This is a genomic window from Streptomyces sp. WMMB303 (assembly GCF_029351045.1).
Classification (GTDB): Bacteria; Actinomycetota; Actinomycetes; order Streptomycetales; family Streptomycetaceae; genus Streptomyces.
The window spans coordinates 6415001-6436037 of record NZ_JARKIN010000001.1; the positions used below are offsets into that span (position 1 = coordinate 6415001).

The following is a 21037-nucleotide window of genomic DNA, read 5'->3' on the forward strand; positions in this document are numbered from 1 at the left end:
TGCCTTTCCCCGCCCGGCTCCAAATCGAGCCGAACCGCAAAAGCAATTCACCATGCCAAGGCACGACGAACAGACTCCCGCGAAGGGAGCGCGCTCAGTAGTAGAGGTTCCGCCGGAACGGCGGGAGGATGTCACCAGAAGCCGTGACCGGCCGCTGACAACCCGAGGAACCTTACGGACCCATGGCCGCCGTGTCAACTGCCGGTTTCCTCTCCCTTGCCTCGGCCGGCTCCCCCATCGGGCCCCGCTACCGGACCCTGCGCTCCGGCTCCGGATCCGGCTTCCGTCAACGGTCGTCCCGGCCCCGGGTGCTGTGCTCCCGGGCGACGCGGTCCTTGGCCGAGAGCCTGCCGTCCCGGAAGCAGAGCCGGTACAGCGGCGAGTCGGCGAAGGTGGCGGTGCGGTAGAAGCGGCACTCGTCGGTGTCGGCGGGGTCCGGGGGAACGCCGGACGGCCGGGTCTCCTCGTCGTACTGGTAGCCGGGCAGGCGCGGTGCCACGGAGCTCTCCGGGGTGCCGATGCGCAGCCTGTCGTAGGTGCCGCGGGGCAGTACCGATTCGTGTGACGTGTAGATCTGGAAGCCGTACATCAGGATCGCCAACGCCGCGGTGGCGGCGGCCGGGATCCACAGCACGTTGACCACGCCGCGGTGTACGCGCCTGCGGGCCCGGGCCAGTTGCTCCTGTGAGCGGGACGGGCCGATCAGCGCGTCCGAGGGAGCACGCGGAAGCGGCTCGGGGGTGAGCGGGAGGCGGGCCGTCACCTCGAAGCCGTCCCGGGTGGGACGGGCCCGGAAGGTGCCGCCGAGCTGGCGGACGCGCTCGTCCAGACTGATCAGGCCGGTGCCGGAGCCGCTCTCCGGGGCCGGCGGCCCGGCATCCGTCGGCGCGTCCGGCGCCGCGGAGTTGTGAACGCGCACGCTCAGGCAGTCGTCTTCTTTGCGCAGGTCGACGGCGATGCCGGAACCCGGCGCGTGCTTCGTCGCATTGGTCACCGCTTCCTGCACCACCCGGTGGACGGCCCGGTCGACCATCGGGGGCAGCGGGACGGACAGGTCTGTGGCGGCGTCCGGCGCCGCGGCGGTGCCGTGCTGGTGGAGGACGATGTCGACTCCGGAGGCGGCGGTGCGCCCGACCAGTTCCGGAACGGTCTCGGAGGCGTCCTGCGGGAGCCCCGTCGTGTCCTGGCGGAGGAGGCCGATGATCCGGTGCAGGCGTTCGGTGGCGTCGGCGGCGGCCTGCCGGAGTTCGGCGGCCGAGGCGCGGGCGTCCTCGTCGACTCCCCGGGAGACCTGGAGCCCGGCGGCCCGGACGGCGATGAGGCTGAGGTCGTGCCCGAGGGAGTCGTGCATGTCCCCCGCGATCCGGGACCGTTCGCGCAGCCGGGTCCGCTCCGCGACCAGTTGCTGTTCCCGCTCCATGCGGGCGGCCAGCTCCCAGCCCGCGCTCTGGAGTTCGTACTGCTGGCGGCGGAAGCGGCCCAGCAGCCACGGCAGGACCCCGGCGAAGACGACCGTCGTGACCAGTGTGAACCAGTCCCACAGGTCGGCGCCCGGCAGCGTGAGCGCGGAGACGAGTCCGGCCGCGCACAGCAGTACGGCGGCGGCGATCGAAGGGCGCACGTCCTCCGCGCGGCGACCGAGCAGAAAGCTGAGCGCGACCAGAGCCGGGCAGAAGGTGCTGGTGAACAGCTCGGGGGTGGCGGCGAGGCTGAGTACGGCGGGCACGGCGGCTGCTGCCAGCGGGGCCCGGCGGCTCAGGGGTGCCGCGAGGGCGAACAGCGGCGCGGCCACCGCGCGCAGCCAGAGCGGGAGGTCCGTGAAGAAGGGGAGCGGGTAGGAGATGAACAGCCACAGGGCCAGGTCGGCGAGGGCCTCCCTGACGCGTCGACGGCGCAGCGCCTCCCGCAGGCGGTCCCGGACGCCACCTCGCCGACCGGTTGGAGGGTCGGCCCCGAGGCGCCCGGCCGGCCGGCGGGTGCGGGGGTGTACGGGGGAGTTCACCTTGGTCACGGTACGCGGCGCCCCCTACGGGGGCCTCTGTCGAAAGTGCAGGGCACCCGGCGACGATCGTGCGCAGCGGGCCGGCTGCGCTGCTCCGTACGTTCCGGGGCATGAACGAGGCGATAGTGCACGCGGTCGAGGGCTTCGTCAGTACACCGTGGGTGTATCTGGCGCTGTTCGGGATCGCGATGCTGGACGGATTCTTCCCCGTGGTGCCGAGCGAGACGCTGGTGATCACGCTGGGGGTGTTCGCGGCGACACAGGCCGATCCGGCGCTGGGGCTGGTGATCGTGGTGGCGGCGCTCGGTGCGTTCGCCGGGGACCACATCTCGTATGCGCTCGGCAGGCGGTCGGGGGCGCGTATCCGGGAGCGGCTGCGGAAGGGGAGCCGGGCGCATCGGGTGTACGAGCGGGTGGGGCGGATGCTGGCCGAGCGGGGCGGGCTCGTGCTGGTGGCGGCGCGCTACATCCCCGGGGGGAGGACGGCCGCCACCCTCACCACCGGGGCGACGGGGTTCCCGCGTCGGTCGTTCACCCGGTACGACGCCGTCGCGGCGGTGAGCTGGGCGGTCTACTCGGCCTGCCTGGGGTATGCGGGCGGCACCGCGTTCGAGGAGACGCCGCTGTACGGGGTGGCGCTGGGGCTGGCCCTGGCGTTCACGATCACGCTGGTGCACGAGGGGGTCCGCGGGGTCCGGCTGCGGCTGCGGGCTCGGGCGTCCGCTCCCGGGGAGCCGGGCTCGGACCGGGTGCGGGCGGCCGAGCCCGGGGGGCAGCGCTGCTAGCCGTCGGTACGTGGCAGCTCGGCGGGGCGGCTAACCGCCGAGTTCGCGGCTGCGGTCACGGGCGGCCTCGATGGCGTCGATGAAGGCGGCGCGTACGCGGTGGTTCTCCAGTTCGCGGATGGCGTTGATGGTCGTGCCGCCGGGCGAGGTGACGTTCTCGCGGAGGGTGACGGGGTGTTCGCCGCTGTCCCGGAGCATGGTGGCGGCGCCGACGGCGGCCTGGACGATCAGTTCGTGCGCCTTGTCGCGCGGGAGGCCGAGCTGGATGCCCGCGTCGGTCATGGCCTCGACCAGGAAGAAGAAGTAGGCGGGGCCCGAGCCGGAGAGGGCGGTGGCCGCGTCCTGCTGGTTCTCCGGGAGGCGGAGGGTCTTGCCGACGCCGCCGAAGATCTCGTCGGCGAGCTTGAGGTGGTCCTCGGTGGCGTGGGTGCCGGGGGAGATGACGGACATGGCCTCGTCGACCAGGGCCGGGGTGTTGGCCATCACACGGATGACCGGGGTGCCCTCGGCGAGGCGCTGTTCCAGGGAGCGGGTGGTGATGCCGGCCGCGCCGCTGATCACCAGGCGGTCCGCGGGGACGTGCGGGGCGAGCTCGTCCAGCAGTGCGGCCATGTCCTGCGGTTTGGGGGTGAGGATGAGGGTGTCGGCGCGCGCGGCGGCCTCGGCGTTGCCGACGGTCTCCACCTCGTAGCGTCGGCGCAGTTCCGCGGCGCGCTCCGGGCGGCGCGCGGTGGCCAGCAGGCGGGCGGGTGACCAGCCGCCCCTGAGCATGCCGGAGAGCAGCGCTTCGCCGATCTTGCCGGTGCCGAGGACCGCGACGTTCTGGGGGGTCATGGGTGCTTCACCTCGTGCCTCGTTGCGCGCGTCGGGCGGGCCCGTCCGTGTCCGCCCTGTCCACGTTCGTGGACGCGGTGCCCATCCTCGCACCGGTTCGCGCTCCGTAGCGGGGCCGTTCCACAGCGCGGACCGGCCCCGGCGGTCGAGCGGCCCGCACGGTCCGGGTCAGGTGGTGCGGCGGCGGAGGGTGGCGGCGCCGAGGAAGAGGACGAGGAGGGCGCAGCCGGCGACGACGGCCACGTCGCGGACGAAGTCCCCGGTGGCGTCGGGGTGTTTGAGCACCTCCGTCATTCCGTCGACGGCGTAGGACATGGGCAGCACGTCAGAGATCGCCTCCAGGGCCGGCTGCATGCTGCTGCGGGGGGCGAACAGGCCGCACAGCAGGATCTGCGGGAAGATCACCGCGGGCATGAACTGGACCACCTGGAACTCGGACGCGGCGAACGCGGAGACGAAGAGCCCGAGCGCCGTGCCGAGCAGCGCGTCGAGCAGGGCGACGAGCAGCAGCAGCCAGGGCGAGCCGGCGATGTCGAGATCCAGCAGCCCGACCGCGACGCCGGTGGCGACGGACGCCTGGACGACGGCGAGGGCGCCGAAGGCCAGGGCGTAGCCGAGGATCAGGTCGGCCTTGCCCAGGGGCATCGACAGCAGGCGCTCCAGGGTGCCGGAGGTGCGCTCGCGCAGCGTGGCGATGGAGGTGACCAGGAACATCGTCACCAGCGGGAAGATGCCCAGCAGTGAGGCCCCGATGCTGTCGAAGGAGCGCCGGTCGGCGTCGAAGACGTAGTAGAGCAGGACCAGCAGCAGGACCGGGACGAGCAGCAGCAGTGCGATGGTGCGCGGGTCGTGGGCGAGTTGGCGCAGGACTCGGCGTGCGGTGGCGAAGGTGCGGGCGGTGTTCACGGGGTGCCTCGCAGGGGGTGGTCGGCGGGTTCGGCGCGGGCGGATTCGACGAGTTGGAGGAAGGCGTCCTCGACGGTGTCGCTGCCGGTGGCCTCGCGGAGTGCCTGCGGGGTGTCGGCGGCGAGCAGGGTGCCGTCCCGGACGAGGAGCAGCTGTTCGCAGCGGTCGGCCTCGTCCATCACGTGGGAGGAGATCAGCAGGGTGGTGCCGTGTGCGGCCAGGCGGTGGAAGAGGTTCCACAGGTCGCGGCGGAGCACGGGGTCGAGGCCGACGGTGGGTTCGTCCAGGACGAGCAGCTCGGGGTTGCCGAGCAGGGCGACGGCGAGGGAGACGCGGGAGGACTGGCCGCCGGAGAGGTTGCCCGCCAGGTCGTCGGCGTGGGAGGTGAGGTCGACGTCGGTGAGGGCCCGGGTGACGGAGGCTGCGCGGTCGGCGCGCGGGATGCCGAGGATCGCGGCGTAGTAGTCGAGGTTCTGCCGGGCGGTCAGGTCCGCGTAGACGGAGGGGGACTGGGTGACGTAGCCGACGCGGGAGCGCAGCGGTGCGGAGCCGGCGGGCCGGCCCAGGATGTCGAGGGTGCCGGTGACCTTGGCCTGGGTGCCGACGATGGCTCGGATGAGGGTGGATTTGCCGCTGCCGGAGGGCCCGAGGAGGCCGGTGACGGTGCCCGGGGTGACGTCGAAGGAGAGCTGGTCGAGGACCCGGCGGCGGCCGCGGATCACGGTGAGGCCGCGGGCGTGGACGGCGGGCGGGTCCGCGGCCGGGTCTGCGGTGGGCGGCTCGGTGGAGCCGCGCGGAGATTTATTCATCACGTGATGAATTATGTGGCGGCGGTACGGCCGCGTCAAGCGGCCGGAACGGAAAGCGGCGGTGCCGGTCCCCTGCGTGGCTGCAGGGGACCGGCACCGCCGGTGGCACGGGTGCGCCGCTCTCGGTCGGCGGCCGGTCAGGTCAGACGCGCTCCAGCGACCGGCCCCCCGGATCCGGGGAGCTCCCGGCCTCCCCGGTGCCGCCCTCCTCCGGAGCACGGGACCCGGCGGGCGGCTGCTGAGCCCGGCCCAGCCGGCTCGGCCACCAGATGCGGGCCCCGATGTCGAGCGCCAGCGACGGCACCAGCACGGTGCGGACCAGGAAGGTGTCCAGCAGGACGCCGATGCCGACCAGCACGCCGAGCTGGGCCATCGACACCAGCGGCATGGAGGCGATGACCGCGAAGGTGGCCGCCAGCACGATGCCCGCCGAGGTGATCACCCCGCCGGTGGAGCTGAGCCCGGTCAGCACCCCCGCGCGGTGGCCGCGCAGCGCCACCTCCTCGCGGACCCGGGTCATCAGGAAGATGTTGTAGTCGATGCCCAGCGCCACCAGGAACACGAAGCCCATCAGCGGGAGGGAGTTGTCCATGGCGGGGAAGTCCAGCAGGTACGCGAAGACCAGATGCGAGGCCCCCAGCGCCCCGAAGTAGGACAGCACCACCGTGGCCAGCAGCACCAGCGGCGCGAGCAGCGAGCGCAGCAGCGCCACCAGGACGAGCAGGACGACGGCGAGCACGACCGGGATGACGATCTTCAGATCGCTCTCCGCGGCGCGCCGGGTGTCCAGCGACTCCGCCGTCGTACCGCCCACCAGGGCCTCGGCCCCGTCCACCCGGTGCACCGCCGTACGCAGCCGGTCGACGGTGCGCTCGGCCGCCGCGCTGTCCGGCGCGTCCCGCAGGACGACCGACAGGGAGGTCAGCGACCCGTCGGCGGTGCGGTCGGCGGTCTCGACGGACTCCACCCCGGGGACCGCGGCGGCCGCCCGCTCGGTCGCGGCCCGCGCCGCCGTCCGCACGACCACGGTGGCCGGGTCGGAGGAGCCGGACGGGTAGTGCGCGGAGAGCTTCTCCTGGGCGACCACCGACTCCGGCTTGTCCTGGAACATCTCCGCGTTCGTCAGGCCCATGGTGATACCGGTCGCGCTCAGCGCCAGCACGGCGGTGACGGCGACGGACATCAGCCAGGACCAGCGCGGACGGCGGTCCAGCAGCGCGCCGATCCGGGTCCAGACCGTACGGGTGGCCTGCTGCCCGGCCTCCTCCGCCGCCGGAGCCCCGGTGCAGCGGGGAACGAACGGCCAGAACATCCAGCGGCCCGTCACCACCAGCAGAGCCGGCAGCACGGTGATCATCGCCAGCAGGGCGCAGACCACGCCGACGGCTCCGACCAGGCCCAGCGAGCGGGAGGAGTTGATGTCCGCGAAGGCCAGGCAGGCCAGCCCGACGGCGATGGTGCCCGCCGAAGCCACGATCGCCGGGCCGGAGCGGCGCAGCGCCAGCCGCATCGCGTCGTGCCGGTCCTCGTGGCGCTGCAACTCCTCCCGGTAGCGGGCGATGAGCAGCAGCGCGTAGTCGGTACCGACCCCGAAGACCAGCACCATGAGGATGCCGGCGCTCTGCGGGTCGACGGGCAGCGCGGCGTACTTGGCCAGCACGAAGGTGACGACCTGGGTGAGGACCGCGGCGAAGCCGACCGACAGCACCGGGGCGAGCCACAGCAGCGGGCTGCGGTAGGTGAGCAGGAGCAGCAGGGTGACGACGGCACCGGTGGCCAGCATCAGCGTGGAGTCGAGGTTGTCGAAGACCTCGATGCTGTCGATCAGCGATCCGGCCGGGCCGCCGACCTCGACGTCGAGACCGGGCGGTGCGTTGGCCGCCGCGACCGAGCGGACCTTCTCCACGTCACCGGTGATGTCGTCCCCGGCGGTGGAGAGCGGCACCACCAGCATCAGCGCCTTGCCGTCCGCGGACGGGACCGGCCCGCCGATCTGCTCACCCCGGGCCACCAGCGGCGCGAAGTCGGCGCGGTCGGCGCGGGCCTCGGCGGCGTCGGCCGGAGTGGTGGCGGACCCGCGGGAGTAGACGACCACCGCGGGGATGATCTCGTCCTCGCCGCGGAACTTCTCCAGCTCGGTGTTGACCTGGGCCGACTCGGCGCTGCCGGGCAGGAACGCGTTGGAGCTGCTGTCCTCGACCTCGCCGAGCTTGCCGGCCAGCGGGCCGAGCGCCGCGACGAGGATCAGCCAGGCCGCGAGGACCAGCCACTTGGCGCGCCTGCCGCCGGGGGCCGTGGCCAGGCGGCGCAGCAGGGGGGTACTCCCGGCCGGGGGTCGGGGGCGGGCAGGCATGGGTAACCTCCATGGTGTGGGTGCGGGACGCGAGGGGTTCGCGGAATGCTCGCGCTCACAGGTACGGCCGGGAGTTGCCGCTCCCGGCCGTACGAGCGCCGGTGGCCGCCGCGGTGCGGCGGAGGTGACTCGTACGGGGCCGTACGGGGCCCGGGAAGTCCGGAAAGTCCGTACGGGGGTGCTGCGGGGCTCTACTCGACTTCGCGCATCATCTTCTCCATCGAGGCGATCGACTGCCGGGCCTGCGTCAGCTCGTCCAGGGTGCGGCGGTGCAGCTCGACGTTGTCCTCCAGGAGCTGCGCGTACTTGTCGGTCAGCGCCCGGTACTGGTCCTCGCGGGCGGCCAGCATGCGGGCCCGCCAGGTGGCGGCGATCTGCCAGACGATGACGGTCAGCAGGACGAAGACGCCTCCGGTGCCGAGCGCCGCCGCCCAGATACCGGCCGGATCGACCTCTGCCGCGGTCGTGAGCTGCTCGTTCACTGCGTTTCCTCTTTCTGGTCCGAGGCTTGTCCGTCCTGCACTGTCCCGCTCCGCGCTGTCCCGGCCCGCGCTCCACCGCCCGGGGGCGGGGCCGGGATCCCGTCCGGCCCCTGGTCCGTGAGGGTGTGCGCCGCCTCCGCGACGGTCTGCGAGGTCAGGGCGTAGCCGAACGGCGCCACCTCGAAGAACTTCATGGCCTTGCCGCTGTCCGAGAGCTCCAGCGTGCCGACCACGAGGCCGGCGGCCTCCAGCCGCTGGAGGTGCATGTGCAGCAGCGGACGGCTCATGCCGATCTCGCGGGCGAGCCCGCTGACGTAGTTGCGGCCCGCGGCAAGCGCCGCGACGATCCGCATCCGGTGCGGATTGCCGAGCGCCGCCAGAACCTTCAGCAGCTCGTCTCCGGACGGGGCCTCGATCGCGCCCACCGCGGCCCCTCTCCCTCGGGTGTGTAAGAAGAATCTGACACGTGACGGAACGGGGTGTCGAGCGCAACTGACCGCTGTCCGGGGCAGTTCAGGGTTCCCCCTGAGACGGCTGCGGGAGCACCCTCGGGGTCCTCCCGCAGCCGGGAAGCGTCAGGGAGTGGCCGGGAGTGCCGAAAAGGGAAGTGCCGGGGAGCTTCGGCGTTCCGAGAGGCTCAGCGCTTGCCCTTCCGGCGGCGCGCGGGGTTCCCGGTGCGGGCGCCGCGCTGCCGTTCGTGGCGGGCGCGGGCCGCCTCGTACTCGGCGCGGTGCAGCTTCTCGCCGGGGGCCTCGACACAGCTGCGCAGCGCGTAGGCGACCAGCACCCCGATGAAGCCGATGAGCCGGATGCTGCGCATCGACGACTCGGCCGCCGCGTCGCGCTCGTCGGGGCGGCGGCTGTAGGAGGTGAGGGTGCGGGAGAACGCCAGCGCGCTGCACACCGCGAACGCGGCGACCAGCAGCAGGCTCGCCCAGCTCCCGATGTCGGCCAGCACCACGCCCTGGTACGCGAAGCGCAGCACGACCGCGCCCGCGGCGGCCGCCAGCACCGCGCCCACCCCCAGGCCGGCGCGGCGCAGCCGGTAGCCGCCGGAGTGGTCGACCCACGTGGTGCCGTAGAAGCGGAGCGGTTCGGGGGCCGGTGCGTCGGGGGTTCTGTGGTCCTGGGGCACGTCTCGATTATGGCCCGGGAGCCGCGCCGCGCTTCCGGGCCCCTCCGGCCCGGCGGCTCGGTGCCCCCGGGCCCCGCCCTCCCGGCGTCAGCGCTCCAGCTGGGTCACGTCGCGGACGGCGCCCCGGTCGGCACTGGTGGCCATCGCCGCGTAGGCGCGCAGCGCGGTGGAGACCTTGCGCTCGCGGGCGACGGGCGCGTACCGGCCGGCCAGCGCTTCGCGACGGGCGGCGAGCGTCTCCTCGGGGACGTCCAGGCGCAGCTGCCGTTCGGGGATGTCGATGACGACCGGGTCGCCGTCCTCCACCAGCGCGATCGTGCCGGCGCCCGCCGCCTCCGGCGAGATGTGGCCGATGGACAGGCCCGAGGTGCCGCCGGAGAACCGGCCGTCGGTGATCAGCGCGCAGGCCTTGCCCAGCCCGCGGCCCTTGAGGAAGGAGGTGGGGTAGAGCATCTCCTGCATGCCGGGGCCGCCCTTGGGGCCCTCGTAGCGGATGACGACGACGTCGCCCTCCTTGACCGTCTTGTCGAGGATCTTCTGGACGGCCTCCTCCTGGGACTCGCAGACCACGGCGGGGCCGGTGAAGGTGAGGATCGACTCGTCGACACCCGCGGTCTTCACCACGCAGCCGTTCTCGGCCAGGTTGCCGTACAGCACCGCCAGCCCGCCCTCGGCGGAGTAGGCGTGCTCGACGTCGCGGATGCAGCCGCCCGCCGCGTCCGTGTCCAGCGACTCCCAGCGCTCGGACTGCGAGAAGGCCTCGGCGGAGCGCTTGCAGCCGGGCGCGGCGTGGAAGAGCTCCACGGCCCGCGGCGCGGGCGAGTCGCCGCGGATGTCCCAGGTCTTGAGCCACTCCTCCAGCGAGTCGGCGTGCACGGTGCGCACGTCCTCGTTGAGCAGCCCGCCGCGGTGGAGTTCACCCAGGATGGCGGGGATCCCGCCGGCCCGGTGCACGTCCTCCATGTAGTAGGTGCCGCCCGGTGCCACGTTCGGGGCGACCTTGGCCAGGCACGGCAGGGCGCGGGAGAGCTGATCGATGTCGTGCATCGTGAACTCCAGCCCGGCCTCCTGCGCCGCGGCCAGCAGGTGCAGGATCGTGTTGGTGGAGCCGCCCATGGCGATGTCCAGGGCCATGGCGTTCTCGAAGGCGGCGCGGGAGCCGACGTTGCGCGGCAGGACGCTCGCGTCGTCCTGGTCGTAGTAGCGCCGGGCGATCTCCACCACCGTGCGGCCCGCCGTCTCGTAGAGCTCCTTGCGCGCCGTGTGGGTGGCCAGCACGGAGCCGTTGCCGGGCAGCGCCAAGCCGAGGGCCTCGGTGAGGCAGTTCATGGAGTTCGCGGTGAACATGCCCGAACAGGAGCCACAGGTCGGACAGGCGTTCTCCTCGATGCGGAGGATGTCCTCGTCGGAGACCTTGTCGTTGACGGCCTCGGACATCGCGTCGACCAGATCGAGCTTGCGGACGGTGCCGTTCACCAGCGTCGCCCGGCCGGCCTCCATGGGCCCGCCGGAGACGAAGACGGTGGGCACATCGAGCCGCATCGCGGCCATCAGCATCCCGGGGGTGATCTTGTCGCAGTTGGAGATGCAGATCAGCGCGTCCGCGCAGTGCGCCTCGACCATGTACTCGACGGAGTCGGCGATCAGGTCCCTTGAGGGCAGCGAGTAGAGCATGCCGCCGTGTCCCATGGCGATGCCGTCGTCCACCGCGATCGAGTTGAACTCGCGCGGGATGCCGCCCGCGGCCTTGACCGCCTCACTGACGATCCGGCCCACCGGCTGCAGATGGGTGTGGCCCGGCACGAATTCGGTGAAGCTGTTGGCGACCGCGACGATCGGCTTGCCGAAGTCCTCGCGCGCTACACCGGACGCCTGCATGAGGGCGCGTGCCCCCGCCATGTTGCGTCCGTGGGTGACGGTGCGGGACCTCAGCTCGGGCATGACTGCCCCTCCCTTGGTGCGGGCGGCCACCACGGCGGGGGCCCGGCGACCGCTGCGGTACGTATCCGAGATGATCCGAGATGCACGGTGCCGTACGAGGGAATCGTGCGGTACGTGGAACCTCCGAGCGTACGCCTACCGCTCAGGATCCGGACAGGGGGTCCGGATGGTGGACGGAAGCCGGTTCAGCCAGTGGTCCGCAGCCCGCGGCCGCCCCCCGGACCCGGATCGTCCGCCGGGTCCGGCCCGGTGAGATGGTGCTGGATCACCGGCGCCAGCCGCGCGGTCACGGCCGCCAGCGGCTCGGATGCCAGCGGCTCGATGCAGATGAGATACCGCAGCATGGCCGCACCGACCAGCTGGGACGCCGCCAGCGAGACCCGCAGCTCCGCGTCCGGCTCACGGAGCTGGACCGCCAGCCGGCTCAGCAGATTGCGGGTCAGCAGCCCCCGGAAGACGGCCGCCGCCCGCTCGTTGTTGACCGCCGAGCGGACGATCGCCAGCAACGGCTCCCGGGTCGCGGGATCGTCCCAGGTCTCCAGAAACCTGCGGGTGACCGTCTCCCCCACGGCGTCCAGCGCGGTCTCCCGGACCAGCTCCGGGACGATGAGCACCGGTGCGATGGCGCCCTCGACCGCGGCGGCGAACACCTGCTCCTTGGTACCGAAGTAGTGGTGGACCAGCGCCGCGTCCACCCCGGCGCCACGCGCGATGGCCCGGACGGAGACCTTGTCGAAACCGTGCTCTGCGAACTCGCCCCGGGCCGACGCCAGGATGCGCTCCCGCGTTCCGGGCCCGTCCTCGGCGGTACGCCGCGCCGGGCGGCCCCGCCTGCGGGGTGCGGGCGCCGGCTCCCCGGCGGCGGAGCTCCCGCTCATGCCTTCCTCCGGCCCGACCGGCGCCCGGCGGCCCTCCGGCCGCCCTGCTCGCCGGTCCCGTCGCCCGGAGCGGCCCCCGGGGTGGCGAGGTGCAGCCGGGTGAAAGCCAGGGCCTCCGCCAGGTCCTCCTCGCGCTCGGCCGCCGACATGGCACGCCGCGTGTTCACCTCGACGACCACATGGCCGTCGAACCCGCGGGCGGCCAGCCGCTCCAGCACCTCCGCGCAGGGCTGTGCGCCCCGCCCCGGGACCAGGTGCTCGTCCTTGGCCGAGCCGCTCCCGTCGGCGATGTGCACATGCCCCAGACGGTCGCCCATCCGGTCCACCATGGCGAGGGTGTCGTTGCGGGCCGTCGCCGTGTGCGAGAGATCGATCGTGAAGTGCCGGTAGTCGTTCCGGGTGGGGTCCCAGTCGGGCGCGTAGGCCAGCATCTCCCGATCCCGGTAGCGCCAGGGGTACATGTTCTCGACCGCGAACCGCACGTCGGTCTCGTCCGCCATCCGCCACACCCCGCGCTCGAACTCCCGCGCGTAGCTGCGCTGCCAGCGGAACGGCGGATGCACCACGACGGTGGACGCGCCGAGCGTCTCGGCCGCCGCCCTGGCGCGGACCAGCTTCGTCCACGGATCCGTGGACCAGACACGCTGCGTGATGAGCAGACACGGTGCGTGCACGGCAAGGATGGGCACCCCGTGGAAGTCGGACAGCCGCCGCAGCGCCTCGACATCCTGGCTGACCGGATCGGTCCACACCATGACCTCGACGCCGTCGTAGCCGAGGCGCGCGGCGATCTCGAAGGCCGCGGCCGTCGACTCCGGGTACACCGAGGCCGTCGACAGCGCGATCTTCGCCTGGGGGACCCGCACGCTTTCGATGCCCACCCAGCCACCCTAAGCGCGGTTCGCCACCCGTGAGGGACCGGCCCCCGCCGCCCGGCCCGGGCCCAGCCACACCGACGACTGCCACGCGCGGGCCTCACACCGTCCGGAGGCGGTCCAGACGGCGCAGGATGATGCCCTCGCGGAGCGCCCACGGGCAGATCTCGACCTCGGAGACGGCGAACAGGTCCAGGGCCGCCTCCGCCACCAGGGCGCCTGCCAGCAGCTGGCGGGCCCGGCCCTCGGAGACCCCGGGCAGGGCCGCGCGCTCCTGCTCGGGCATCACCGCGAGCTTCGGCACCCACTCCTCCAGCGCCCCCCGGCCCAGCACCCGGCGGGCGTAGAGGCCCTCCGCGCTGCGCGGGGCACCCGCCATCCGGGCGAGCTGCTTGAAGGTCTTGGAGGTCGCCACCACGTGGTCGGGCGGACTGAAACGGTTGAACTCCCCCACCGTGCGGGCGATCTCCGCACGCACATGCCGCCGCAGGGCCCGCACGTCCTCCGGGTCGGGCGGGTCGCCGGGCAGCCAGCCGGAGGTGAGCCGTCCGGCGCCCAGCGGCAGCGACACCGCGGCGTCGGGGTCCTCGTCCAGCCCGTAGGCGATCTCCAGCGAACCGCCGCCGATGTCCAGCACCAGCAGGCGCCCCGCCGACCAGCCGAACCAGCGCCGCACCGCGAGGAACGTCAGCCGCGCCTCGTCGGCGCCGGAGAGCACCTCCAGCTTGACGCCGGTCTCCGTGGCGATGCGGTCCAGCACCCGCTCCGCGTTGGCCGCCTCGCGCACCGCGGAGGTCGCGAACGGCAGCAGCGCCTCGACCCCCTTGTCCTCGGAGATCTGCAACGCCTCGGCGAGCGTGGCGCAGATCCGGTCGATGCCCTCCTCGCTGATCGACCCGTCCGCCTCCAGGAGTTCGGCCAGCCGCAGGGCCGTCTTGTGGGAGTACGCCGGGAGCGGCCGGGCGCCGGGGTGCGCGTCCACCACGAGCAGATGAACCGTGTTGGATCCCACATCGAGGACACCGAGTCTCATACCCAGCACGCTAGCCTCCTCACCGGTCCGCCGCTGCGGGTACCTCCAGGTAGGCCCCGGGGCATCTCCCGGCCGACGGTACGGGAGTTCTCCCGGCCGCGGCAGCCCGCCGCGGCACGCGCTCCGAGCGCGGTGTGCGCGTCCCGCCCCGGCCGCGCCACAGCACACCGCGGGGAGCGGCGCGGCCGGTACCGCGGTCGGCGGGCCGCGGCCCGTACGCTGGGCGGTGTGGGTAAGACGAAAGCGGCGAAGTACAAGAAGCAGGACGGCGCACGCCCGCTGCCTGCGCCCCGGGCGCGCGACGAGGAGATCGGTCTCGACGTCACCCGTGCCTGGGTGGAGTTCCCCGACCCGGCCGACGACGAGCAGGTCTTCCGCTGCGACCTGACGTGGCTCACGTCCCGCTGGAACTGCCTGTTCGGCAACGGCTGCCAGGGCATCACGCCCGGCCGCGCCGCCGACGGCTGCTGCACGCTGGGCGCTCACTTCTCCGACGAGGAGGACGAACAGCGCGTCGCCGAGCACGTGGCCCGGCTGACGCCCGAGACCTGGCAGTTCCACGACGTGGGCACCGGCGCCCTGGGGTGGACCGAGGTCAACGACGAGGGCGAGCGGCAGACCCGGCGCTGGCAGGGCGCCTGCATCTTCAACAACCGGGCCGGTTTCGAGGGCGGCGCCGGCTGCGCGCTGCACACCCTCGCGCTGCGCGAGGGCCGCGAGCCGCTGGAGACCAAGCCGGACGTCTGCTGGCAGGTGCCGATCCGGCGCAGCTACGAGTGGGTGGAGCTGCCGGACGGTGAAGAGGTGCTGTACGTCACGGTCGGCGAGTACGACCGGCGCGGCTGGGGGTCGGGCGGACACGATCTGCACTGGTGGTGCACCTCCGCGCCGTCGGCACACGGCGCCGGGCAGCCGGTGTACGAGTCCTACCGCGCCGAGCTGACCGAATTGATGGGCAAGCCCGGCTACGACCGGTTGGCCGAGCTGTGCGCCGAGCGCCTGGCCGGTCAGCTTCCGCTGCTGGCCGAGCACCCGGCCACGGCCCGCGCGGCGGCCGACCGTGCCGCATCCGACCGCGAAGCGGCCGATCTCGCCGCGGCCGGCCCGGACGCGGTCGGACCGGACGGCATCGCGGCGGAACCGGGGCGCACGGAGCCCCCCGGGCTGTGACGGGGAACCGGTGACTGTGAGGCCCGGCCCGCTGTGACGGGCGGCCGGTGACTGCGACGCCCGGCCGGTGACGGGCGGCCTGTGTGACGCCCGGCCCGGGTGACGGGCGAGGCCAAGGCCGCCCGGCGCGGGCCCCGCTCCCGCTCAGGACGGGGACCGGCTCGGCGCCCGGGGCGGCCCGGAGGGCGCGAGGCCGGCGAACGCCGGCCGGCTCGTCGCGGACGGAGGCTCCGCCGCGGGCGGGGTGGCGGTCGGCGCCGGAGAGCTGCTCCCGGCGGACGGACCGCTGTCGGCAGGCGAACCGCCGGACGGAGAACCGCCGCCGGTCGGGGAGGCCACCGCGGCGCTCGGCACGGCCGCCGCGGGCCGCGACACCGGCACCGTACGGTGCGGCGCGGCCGCCGGTTCCGACCCGGGCCGCCGCACCGCCGGCACGGACGGCGCCCCGGGCCCCCGCACGGGCGGCTCCATGGCGTGCGAGCGGGACGGCACCGCCCTGCCCACCGGGCCCGCCGCGCCGTCGGGGGCCGCCTGCCCCCCGCGGGCCCCGGTCGGTGGAGCCAGGGCGCCCGGTCCGGCCGCGCCACCACTCCGGCCGTCGTCCGCGGTGTCCGGCGCGGTGGCCGACCGGCCGGCCTGCGGCTCGCCCGTGACGGGAGCCCCCCGGTAGGCGGCCCACAGCGCGACCACCGGCGCCGCCAGCACCGCGGCGACGACCGTGGAGGTCAGCGCGCGGCTGCGCAGCCTGTCCCGGCGGACCGGACGCGCGTGCTCGCGCTGGGGGTAGCCGGCACGGTCGAAGCGTGGCGTGCGCTGGGCTCTCGCCCGCCGCGCCAGCGCGACCGCCGCCTCGACGGCGGGCCGCGGCACCGCCACGACGGGCAGCGCGGCGGAGGCGGGCGCTGTACCCGGCCAGGAGACTCCGGCCATGGCGCGCTCGGCGGCCCGGCGGCACTGCGGACACTCGTCCACGTGCTCCACCAGTTCCCGGCGCAGCGCGGTGCCCAGCAGCAGCCGCTCGTCCCCCGCGAGCTGGGCGACCACCGCGCAGCCGCCGGACTCCACGACGCGCAGCGCCGCCCTGGTCCGCTCGACCTCGCAGGCGGCGTGCAGCAGCAACTCCTCGGCCGCGGCGGGCGACAGCGAGAGGACTGCCGCGACCTGGGCGGCGGACAGCCCGTGGCGGACGGACAGTTCGAGGGCCTCGCGCTGCACGGGAGAGGCGCCCGCGGCCTCCGGCCAGGCCAGTGCGGCCAGTTCGCGGCGGCGCCGGACGCTGGAAGGCAGGTGTCCGGCCGGGCCGGGGCTGCCGTCACCGAGCAGTGCGACCCGCTCGGCGGCGGGCGAGGCGGGCGGGGCGGGCGGAGACGCGGCGGGGGCCGGGGGCCGTCCGGCCGCCCGGGTGCCTGCCCCCCGCCGCGCGACAACGGGACCAGCGGCGCATTCACGCACGACGGACGCCCCGCACTCCGGGCGTTCCCCGGCCCGCTGGTCGGCGAGCCGCCGGGCACAGACCCAGCGGGTCAGTGCGTAGAGCCAGGGCCGAAGGGCATGCTCCCCCTCGGGGGCGCGTCCGCGCCCGCGTCGGCGGTCCGCGAGGGCGAGCGCCTCCCCCAGTGCCGCGAGGGCGGATTCGTGCTCGCACAGCACGGCGAGGCAGTAGGTGAACAGCCCGTTCAGGTCCGCGTCGTCGCACTCCGCCACGGTGTGCGCGGCGTGGTGGTGCGTCGTCCTGCCCGCCCGGTGCGCTGGGGGTGCGCCGGGGGCGTTCGTCGGGTGCTCGCGCCTGCTGGTCATCACCCCGGCGACGGTAGGCGGATGATGGCGCTTTGCTGAGGGGAGCGACAGTTGTTTCCTTCCTTCGGGTGAAGAGCGTCGTCAAAACAGGACACGTCCGGTGGGTTTGGCAACACCAAGGGCACAAAGGGGCGCACGGCAGGCGCACATCCTGGGCCCGGCCGACCGCGCACGTTCCGGAGGGCGGGCCGGCCCGCGTTCCGGACACCGCAACGGTGCCGCCGGTGAGCGGCGGGGGCGACACCGCGACGGCGGGCCGGCTGTCGGTGACCCCCTATACGGTGAGGCCATGGCTGCCCGTAAGACGTCCGCCAAGGACCGCCCCACCTACCGCTGCACCGAATGCGGCTGGCAGACCGCCAAGTGGCTCGGCCGCTGCCCCGAGTGCCACGCGTGGGGCACCGTCGAGGAGACGGGCGGTGCCCCGGCCGTGCGGACCACCGCGCCCGGCCGGGTCTCGGCCTCGGCGCTGCCCATCGGCGAGGTGGACGGCAAGCAGGCCACGGCACGCCCCACCGGCGTGCCCGAACTGGACCGGGTGCTGGGCGGCGGGCTGGTCCCCGGTGCCGTGGTGCTGCTGGCCGGTGAGCCGGGCGTCGGCAAGTCGACGCTGCTGCTGGACGTCGCCGCCAAGGCCGCCTCCGGCGACCACCGCACGCTCTATGTGACCGGCGAGGAGTCCGCGGGCCAGGTGCGCCTGCGGGCCGACCGCATCGACGCGCTCGACGACGACCTGTACCTGACCGCCGAGACCGACCTGTCCGCGGTGCTCGGCCACCTGGACGAGGTCAAACCCTCGCTGCTGGTGCTGGACTCGGTGCAGACGGTGGCCTCCCCGGAGATCGACGGAGCACCCGGCGGCGTCGCCCAGGTGCGGGAGGTGGCCGGGGCGCTGATCCGCGCCTCCAAGGAGCGCGGCATGTCCACGCTGCTGGTCGGCCACGTCACCAAGGACGGCGCCATCGCCGGTCCGCGGCTGCTGGAGCACCTGGTGGACGTGGTGCTGCACTTCGAGGGCGACCGGCACGCGCGGCTGCGCCTGGTGCGCGGCGTCAAGAACCGGTACGGCACGACGGACGAGGTCGGCTGCTTCGAGCTGCACGACGAGGGGATCACGGGCCTGGCCGACCCCTCCGGGCTGTTCCTGACCCGGCGCGCCGAACCCGTCCCCGGCACCTGTCTGACGGTGACGCTGGAGGGCCGCCGCCCGCTGGTCGCGGAGGTGCAGGCGCTCACCGTCGACAGCCAGATCCCCTCCCCCCGCAGGACCACCTCCGGGCTGGAGAACTCGCGGGTCTCCATGATGCTCGCGGTGCTGGAGCAGCGCGGCCGGATCAGCGCCCTGGGCAAACGCGACATCTACAGCGCGACGGTCGGCGGGGTGCGGCTCTCCGAGCCCGCCGCCGACCTCGCGGTGGCGCTCGCGCTGGCCAGCGCGGCCAGCGACACCCCGCTGCCGAAGAACCTGGTGGCGATCGGCGAGGTCGGCCTCGCCGGGGAGGTCCGCCGGGTGACCGGCATCCAACGCCGGCTGTCGGAAGCCGCCCGGCTGGGCTTCACCCACGCGCTGGTGCCGGGCGACCCGGGCCGCGTCCCCGACGGGATGCGGGTGCTGGAGGTCGCCGACATCGGGGAGGCGCTGCGCGTGCTGCCGACCCGCCCGGCCCGCACCGGCTGAGGCCCGGGCAGCCGACGGGGAGCGCACGCGGCGAGGGGTCCGCTCGGCGCGCCGGTAGACTTTGCCCCGGTCTCGACCGACCACGAGCACCACGGGGGCTGTGCGCGGCACCACGAGGGGCGGGTACGGCCCGCGCCCGGGTGCGACGGGTCCGGCGGTCGAGAGAATGCCGACAGGCACCCGCACGACCGAAGGAGTGCAGTGGCAGCCAACGACCGGGCAGCGGTCCCCGGCAGGGCCGAGGGGGCGTCCGGCCTGATGCGCGCCTCACTGAGCGCGGTCGCGCCCGGAACGGCGCTGCGCGACGGGCTGGAGCGCGTCCTGCGCGGCAACACCGGCGGGCTGATCGTCCTCGGCATGGACCGGAGCGTCGAGCACCTGTGCACCGGCGGCTTCGTCCTCGATGTGGACTTCAGCGCGACCCGGCTGCGCGAGCTGTGCAAGCTGGACGGCGCGCTCATCCTCGACAAGGACATCTCCAAGATCGTCCGCGCGGGTGTGCAGCTGGTCCCCGACGCGTCCATCGAGACGGAGGAGACCGGCACCCGGCACCGCACCGCGCAACGGGTCTCGATCCAGACGGGCTACCCGGTCGTCTCGGTCAGCCAGTCCATGCGGCTGATCGCCCTCTATGTCGACGGGCAGCGGCGCGTGCTGGAGGACTCGGCGGCGATCCTCTCCCGCGCCAACCAGGCCCTGGCCACCCTGGAGCGCTACAAGCTGCGGCTGGACGAGGTCGCCGGAACGCTCTCCGCGCTGGAGATCGAGGACCTGGTCACGGTGCGGGACGTCACGGCCGTGGCGCAGCGGCTGGAGATGGTGCGCCGGATCGCGACGGAGATCGAGCAGTACGTCGTCGAGTTGGGCACCGACGGGCGGCTGCTCTCGCTCCAGCTGGACGAGCTGATCGCGGGGGTGGAACCGGAGCGCGAGCTGGTGGTACGGGACTACGCGCCGCAGACGGTGGGCGCGGGCCGTCGGGTGCGCTCGGTACCCGACGCGCTCAACGACCTGGACCGGCTCACCCACACCGAGCTGCTCGAACTGGCCACCGTGGCCCGGGCGCTGGGCTACAGCGGCGCCCCGGAGACCCTCGACTCGGCCGTCTCGCCCCGCGGCTTCCGGCTGCTGGCCAAGGTGCCGCGGCTGCCGGGCACCGTCATCGACCGGCTGGTGGACCACTTCGGCGGGCTGCAGAAGCTGCTCGCGGCGAGTGTGGACGACCTCCAGGCGGTGGACGGCGTCGGGGAGGCCCGCGCCCGCTCGGTCCGCGAGGGCCTCTCGCGGCTGGCCGAGTCCTCGATCCTCGAACGGTACGTCTGACGGATCCCGCTCCGCACCGGCGGACGGCGCCGGAGCGGCACCTGCGGACCGTCGGCTACTTCACCAGGGTGAAGGACGTGCGGACCGTCTTCTTGAGCCCCTTGACCTTCACCTCGACCTCGTAGGTGCCCGGCTTCGGCGCCTCGAAGGTCGGGGTGCCGCAGTTGGCGGCGCTGGCCTTGCGGAACCAGGTGAGGGTGTGCGTCGAACTGCCGTCGCCCGGCACCAGCCGCGGCAGCGGCTTCCTGGTCGGAGGGCAGTCGTCGGAGGCCCAGAACTTGGCGTCCTCCGGGGTGTTGATCGTCACGATCGTCGCGGTGCGGCCGAGATCGATCCGGCAGTCGCTGTCCCGCTTGTTGGTGACCTTCAGCTCGAACCGGGGCTTCTCGTCCGGGCCGTACTTCTTCTTGACGCTGCGCAGCGCCACGGTCACCGCGCCGGGCCGGCAAGCGGCCAGGTCCGGCGGAGCCGGCACACCCGCCGCTCCCCCGCCGCCGGTGCCGCCCGAGCCCGAACCGCCGGAGCCCGAACCCTCCGAGCCCGAACCGCCGTTGTCCGACGCGCTCGAACCGTCTCCCGCGCCCCAGCCGGTACCGCCCGCCGAGGACCGGTCCTCCTCGTCGGAGCCTCCGGAACCGCTGGACCCGTCGGAGCCGCCGTCCTCCTCGTCCCGGCCGCCCGGGCGCTCGCTGATCGCCGGGCCGGAGTCGGTGGGGCCCGGAGTGATGGTGCCGGCGGGGCCGTTGCCCTTGCCGTCGCCCTTGCCCTCGTTCCGGGACGGGTCGCCGCCGAACGAGGTCACCGCCCAGACGACGATCAGGACCAGCAGCGCGAGGACAGCAAAGGCAACTGCCCTCCGGCGCCAGTAGATGGAGGAGGGAAGCGGCCCGATCGGATTGCGCAGAGATCCCACGCGGAAACCTTACGAGACATCAGCCACACCACAGGACCACACCCACCGCTAGGAGTACCAATTGTTGTGATGAGCGGCAGCGGACGGATGCCCGAACGGTGATTCGCACCGTTCCATAGGGCT

Annotated in this window: 18 protein-coding genes; 4 read left to right on the forward strand and 14 right to left on the reverse strand. The window is 73.8% G+C overall.

The window, feature by feature from the left end; genetic code table 11:
• Positions 1-286 precede the first annotated feature (286 nt).
• Positions 287-2002, reverse strand: coding sequence for a histidine kinase (locus P2424_RS27945; RefSeq protein WP_276478440.1), 1716 nt, complete (start codon positions 2000-2002; stop codon positions 287-289).
• Between the two features lie 110 nt (positions 2003-2112).
• Between P2424_RS27945 and P2424_RS27950 the strand changes: the two genes are divergently transcribed.
• The gene (locus P2424_RS27950) at positions 2113-2787 is read left to right on the forward strand and encodes a DedA family protein (RefSeq protein ID WP_276478441.1); all 675 of its coding nucleotides are present in this window, start codon (positions 2113-2115) and stop codon (positions 2785-2787) included.
• A 30-nt stretch (positions 2788-2817) separates the two neighbouring features.
• On the opposite strand, the gene proC is transcribed toward P2424_RS27950, so the two are convergent.
• The 11 genes from proC to P2424_RS28005 all read right to left on the reverse strand — a co-directional run bounded on the left by proC (position 2818) and on the right by P2424_RS28005 (position 14033).
• Positions 2818-3621 carry a pyrroline-5-carboxylate reductase gene (gene proC / locus P2424_RS27955; protein ID WP_019354066.1) on the reverse strand — a complete coding sequence of 268 codons (804 nt, stop codon included), beginning with the start codon at positions 3619-3621 and terminating at the stop codon, positions 2818-2820.
• Positions 3622-3789: 168 nt separating this feature from the next.
• Positions 3790-4527: an ABC transporter permease gene (locus tag P2424_RS27960; RefSeq protein ID WP_276478442.1), complete on the reverse strand. Its 738-nt coding sequence runs from the start codon at positions 4525-4527 to the stop codon at positions 3790-3792.
• Entirely contained in the window at positions 4524-5336 is an 813-nt protein-coding gene (locus P2424_RS27965; RefSeq protein WP_276479160.1) for an ABC transporter ATP-binding protein, read from the reverse strand. Before P2424_RS27965 ends, P2424_RS27960 begins: the two co-directional genes overlap by 4 nt.
• 142 nt (positions 5337-5478) lie before the next feature.
• Positions 5479-7689, reverse strand: a complete 2211-nt coding sequence (locus P2424_RS27970) for an MMPL family transporter (RefSeq protein WP_276478443.1) — start codon at positions 7687-7689, stop codon at positions 5479-5481.
• A gap of 191 nt (positions 7690-7880) precedes the next feature.
• Positions 7881-8171, reverse strand: coding sequence for a hypothetical protein (locus tag P2424_RS27975; RefSeq protein WP_276478444.1), 291 nt, complete (start codon positions 8169-8171; stop codon positions 7881-7883).
• Positions 8168-8596, reverse strand: a complete 429-nt coding sequence (locus tag P2424_RS27980; RefSeq protein WP_276478445.1) for a winged helix-turn-helix domain-containing protein — start codon at positions 8594-8596, stop codon at positions 8168-8170. Before P2424_RS27980 ends, P2424_RS27975 begins: the two co-directional genes overlap by 4 nt.
• Positions 8597-8808: 212 nt before the next feature.
• Positions 8809-9306 carry a hypothetical protein gene (locus P2424_RS27985; RefSeq protein WP_276478446.1) on the reverse strand — a complete coding sequence of 166 codons (498 nt, stop codon included), beginning with the start codon at positions 9304-9306 and terminating at the stop codon, positions 8809-8811.
• Between the two features lie 87 nt (positions 9307-9393).
• Positions 9394-11247 (reverse strand): dihydroxy-acid dehydratase, encoded by a 1854-nt coding sequence (gene ilvD, locus P2424_RS27990; RefSeq protein ID WP_276478447.1) that lies wholly within the window; start codon positions 11245-11247, stop codon positions 9394-9396.
• Positions 11248-11432: 185 nt separating this feature from the next.
• A complete protein-coding gene (locus P2424_RS27995; RefSeq protein WP_276478448.1) occupies positions 11433-12125 on the reverse strand; it encodes a TetR family transcriptional regulator in 693 nt (230 codons plus the stop codon).
• Complete coding sequence (locus tag P2424_RS28000; RefSeq protein WP_276478449.1) at positions 12122-13006, reverse strand: sugar phosphate isomerase/epimerase; 885 nt, start codon at positions 13004-13006, stop codon at positions 12122-12124. The genes P2424_RS27995 and P2424_RS28000 overlap by 4 nt, the downstream gene beginning before the upstream one ends.
• Positions 13007-13100: 94 nt before the next feature.
• Positions 13101-14033, reverse strand: a complete 933-nt coding sequence (locus P2424_RS28005; protein WP_276478450.1) for a Ppx/GppA phosphatase family protein — start codon at positions 14031-14033, stop codon at positions 13101-13103.
• A 228-nt stretch (positions 14034-14261) separates the two neighbouring features.
• On the opposite strand from P2424_RS28005, the gene P2424_RS28010 reads away from it, so the two are divergent.
• Positions 14262-15203: a hypothetical protein gene (locus P2424_RS28010; RefSeq protein ID WP_276478451.1), complete on the forward strand. Its 942-nt coding sequence runs from the start codon at positions 14262-14264 to the stop codon at positions 15201-15203.
• Positions 15204-15347: 144 nt separating this feature from the next.
• Here P2424_RS28010 and P2424_RS28015 read toward each other — a convergent pair whose 3' ends face one another.
• Entirely contained in the window at positions 15348-17000 is a 1653-nt protein-coding gene (locus P2424_RS28015) for a hypothetical protein (protein WP_276478452.1), read from the reverse strand.
• 289 nt (positions 17001-17289) lie between these two features.
• Here P2424_RS28015 and radA point away from each other — a divergent pair, with 289 nt between their 5' ends.
• Both radA and disA read left to right on the forward strand, forming a co-directional pair.
• Positions 17290-18678 (forward strand): DNA repair protein RadA, encoded by a 1389-nt coding sequence (gene radA, locus P2424_RS28020; RefSeq protein WP_276478453.1) that lies wholly within the window; start codon positions 17290-17292, stop codon positions 18676-18678.
• Between the two features lie 201 nt (positions 18679-18879).
• Positions 18880-20001 carry a DNA integrity scanning diadenylate cyclase DisA gene (disA, locus tag P2424_RS28025; protein WP_019355680.1) on the forward strand — a complete coding sequence of 374 codons (1122 nt, stop codon included), beginning with the start codon at positions 18880-18882 and terminating at the stop codon, positions 19999-20001.
• 55 nt (positions 20002-20056) lie between these two features.
• Here disA and P2424_RS28030 read toward each other — a convergent pair whose 3' ends face one another.
• On the reverse strand, positions 20057-20914 hold the full coding sequence (locus tag P2424_RS28030) for a hypothetical protein (RefSeq protein WP_276478454.1): 858 nt from the start codon (positions 20912-20914) through the stop codon (positions 20057-20059).
• Positions 20915-21037 lie beyond the last annotated feature (123 nt).

Bases quoted from the DNA above. Each gene is read 5' to 3' on its own strand.
- P2424_RS27950 (WP_276478441.1), top strand. From the start codon at position 2,113: ATGAACGAGGCGATAGTGCACGCGGTCGAGGGCTTCGTCAGTACACCG.
- proC (WP_019354066.1), bottom strand. From the start codon at position 3,621: ATGACCCCCCAGAACGTCGCGGTCCTCGGCACCGGCAAGATCGGCGAA.
- P2424_RS27965 (WP_276479160.1), bottom strand. From the start codon at position 5,336: ATGAATAAATCTCCGCGCGGCTCCACCGAGCCGCCCACCGCAGACCCG.
- P2424_RS27970 (WP_276478443.1), bottom strand. From the start codon at position 7,689: ATGCCTGCCCGCCCCCGACCCCCGGCCGGGAGTACCCCCCTGCTGCGC.
- ilvD (WP_276478447.1), bottom strand. From the start codon at position 11,247: ATGCCCGAGCTGAGGTCCCGCACCGTCACCCACGGACGCAACATGGCG.
- P2424_RS27995 (WP_276478448.1), bottom strand. From the start codon at position 12,125: ATGAGCGGGAGCTCCGCCGCCGGGGAGCCGGCGCCCGCACCCCGCAGG.
- P2424_RS28005 (WP_276478450.1), bottom strand. From the start codon at position 14,033: ATGAGACTCGGTGTCCTCGATGTGGGATCCAACACGGTTCATCTGCTC.
- P2424_RS28015 (WP_276478452.1), bottom strand. From the start codon at position 17,000: ATGACCAGCAGGCGCGAGCACCCGACGAACGCCCCCGGCGCACCCCCA.
- radA (WP_276478453.1), top strand. From the start codon at position 17,290: ATGGCTGCCCGTAAGACGTCCGCCAAGGACCGCCCCACCTACCGCTGC.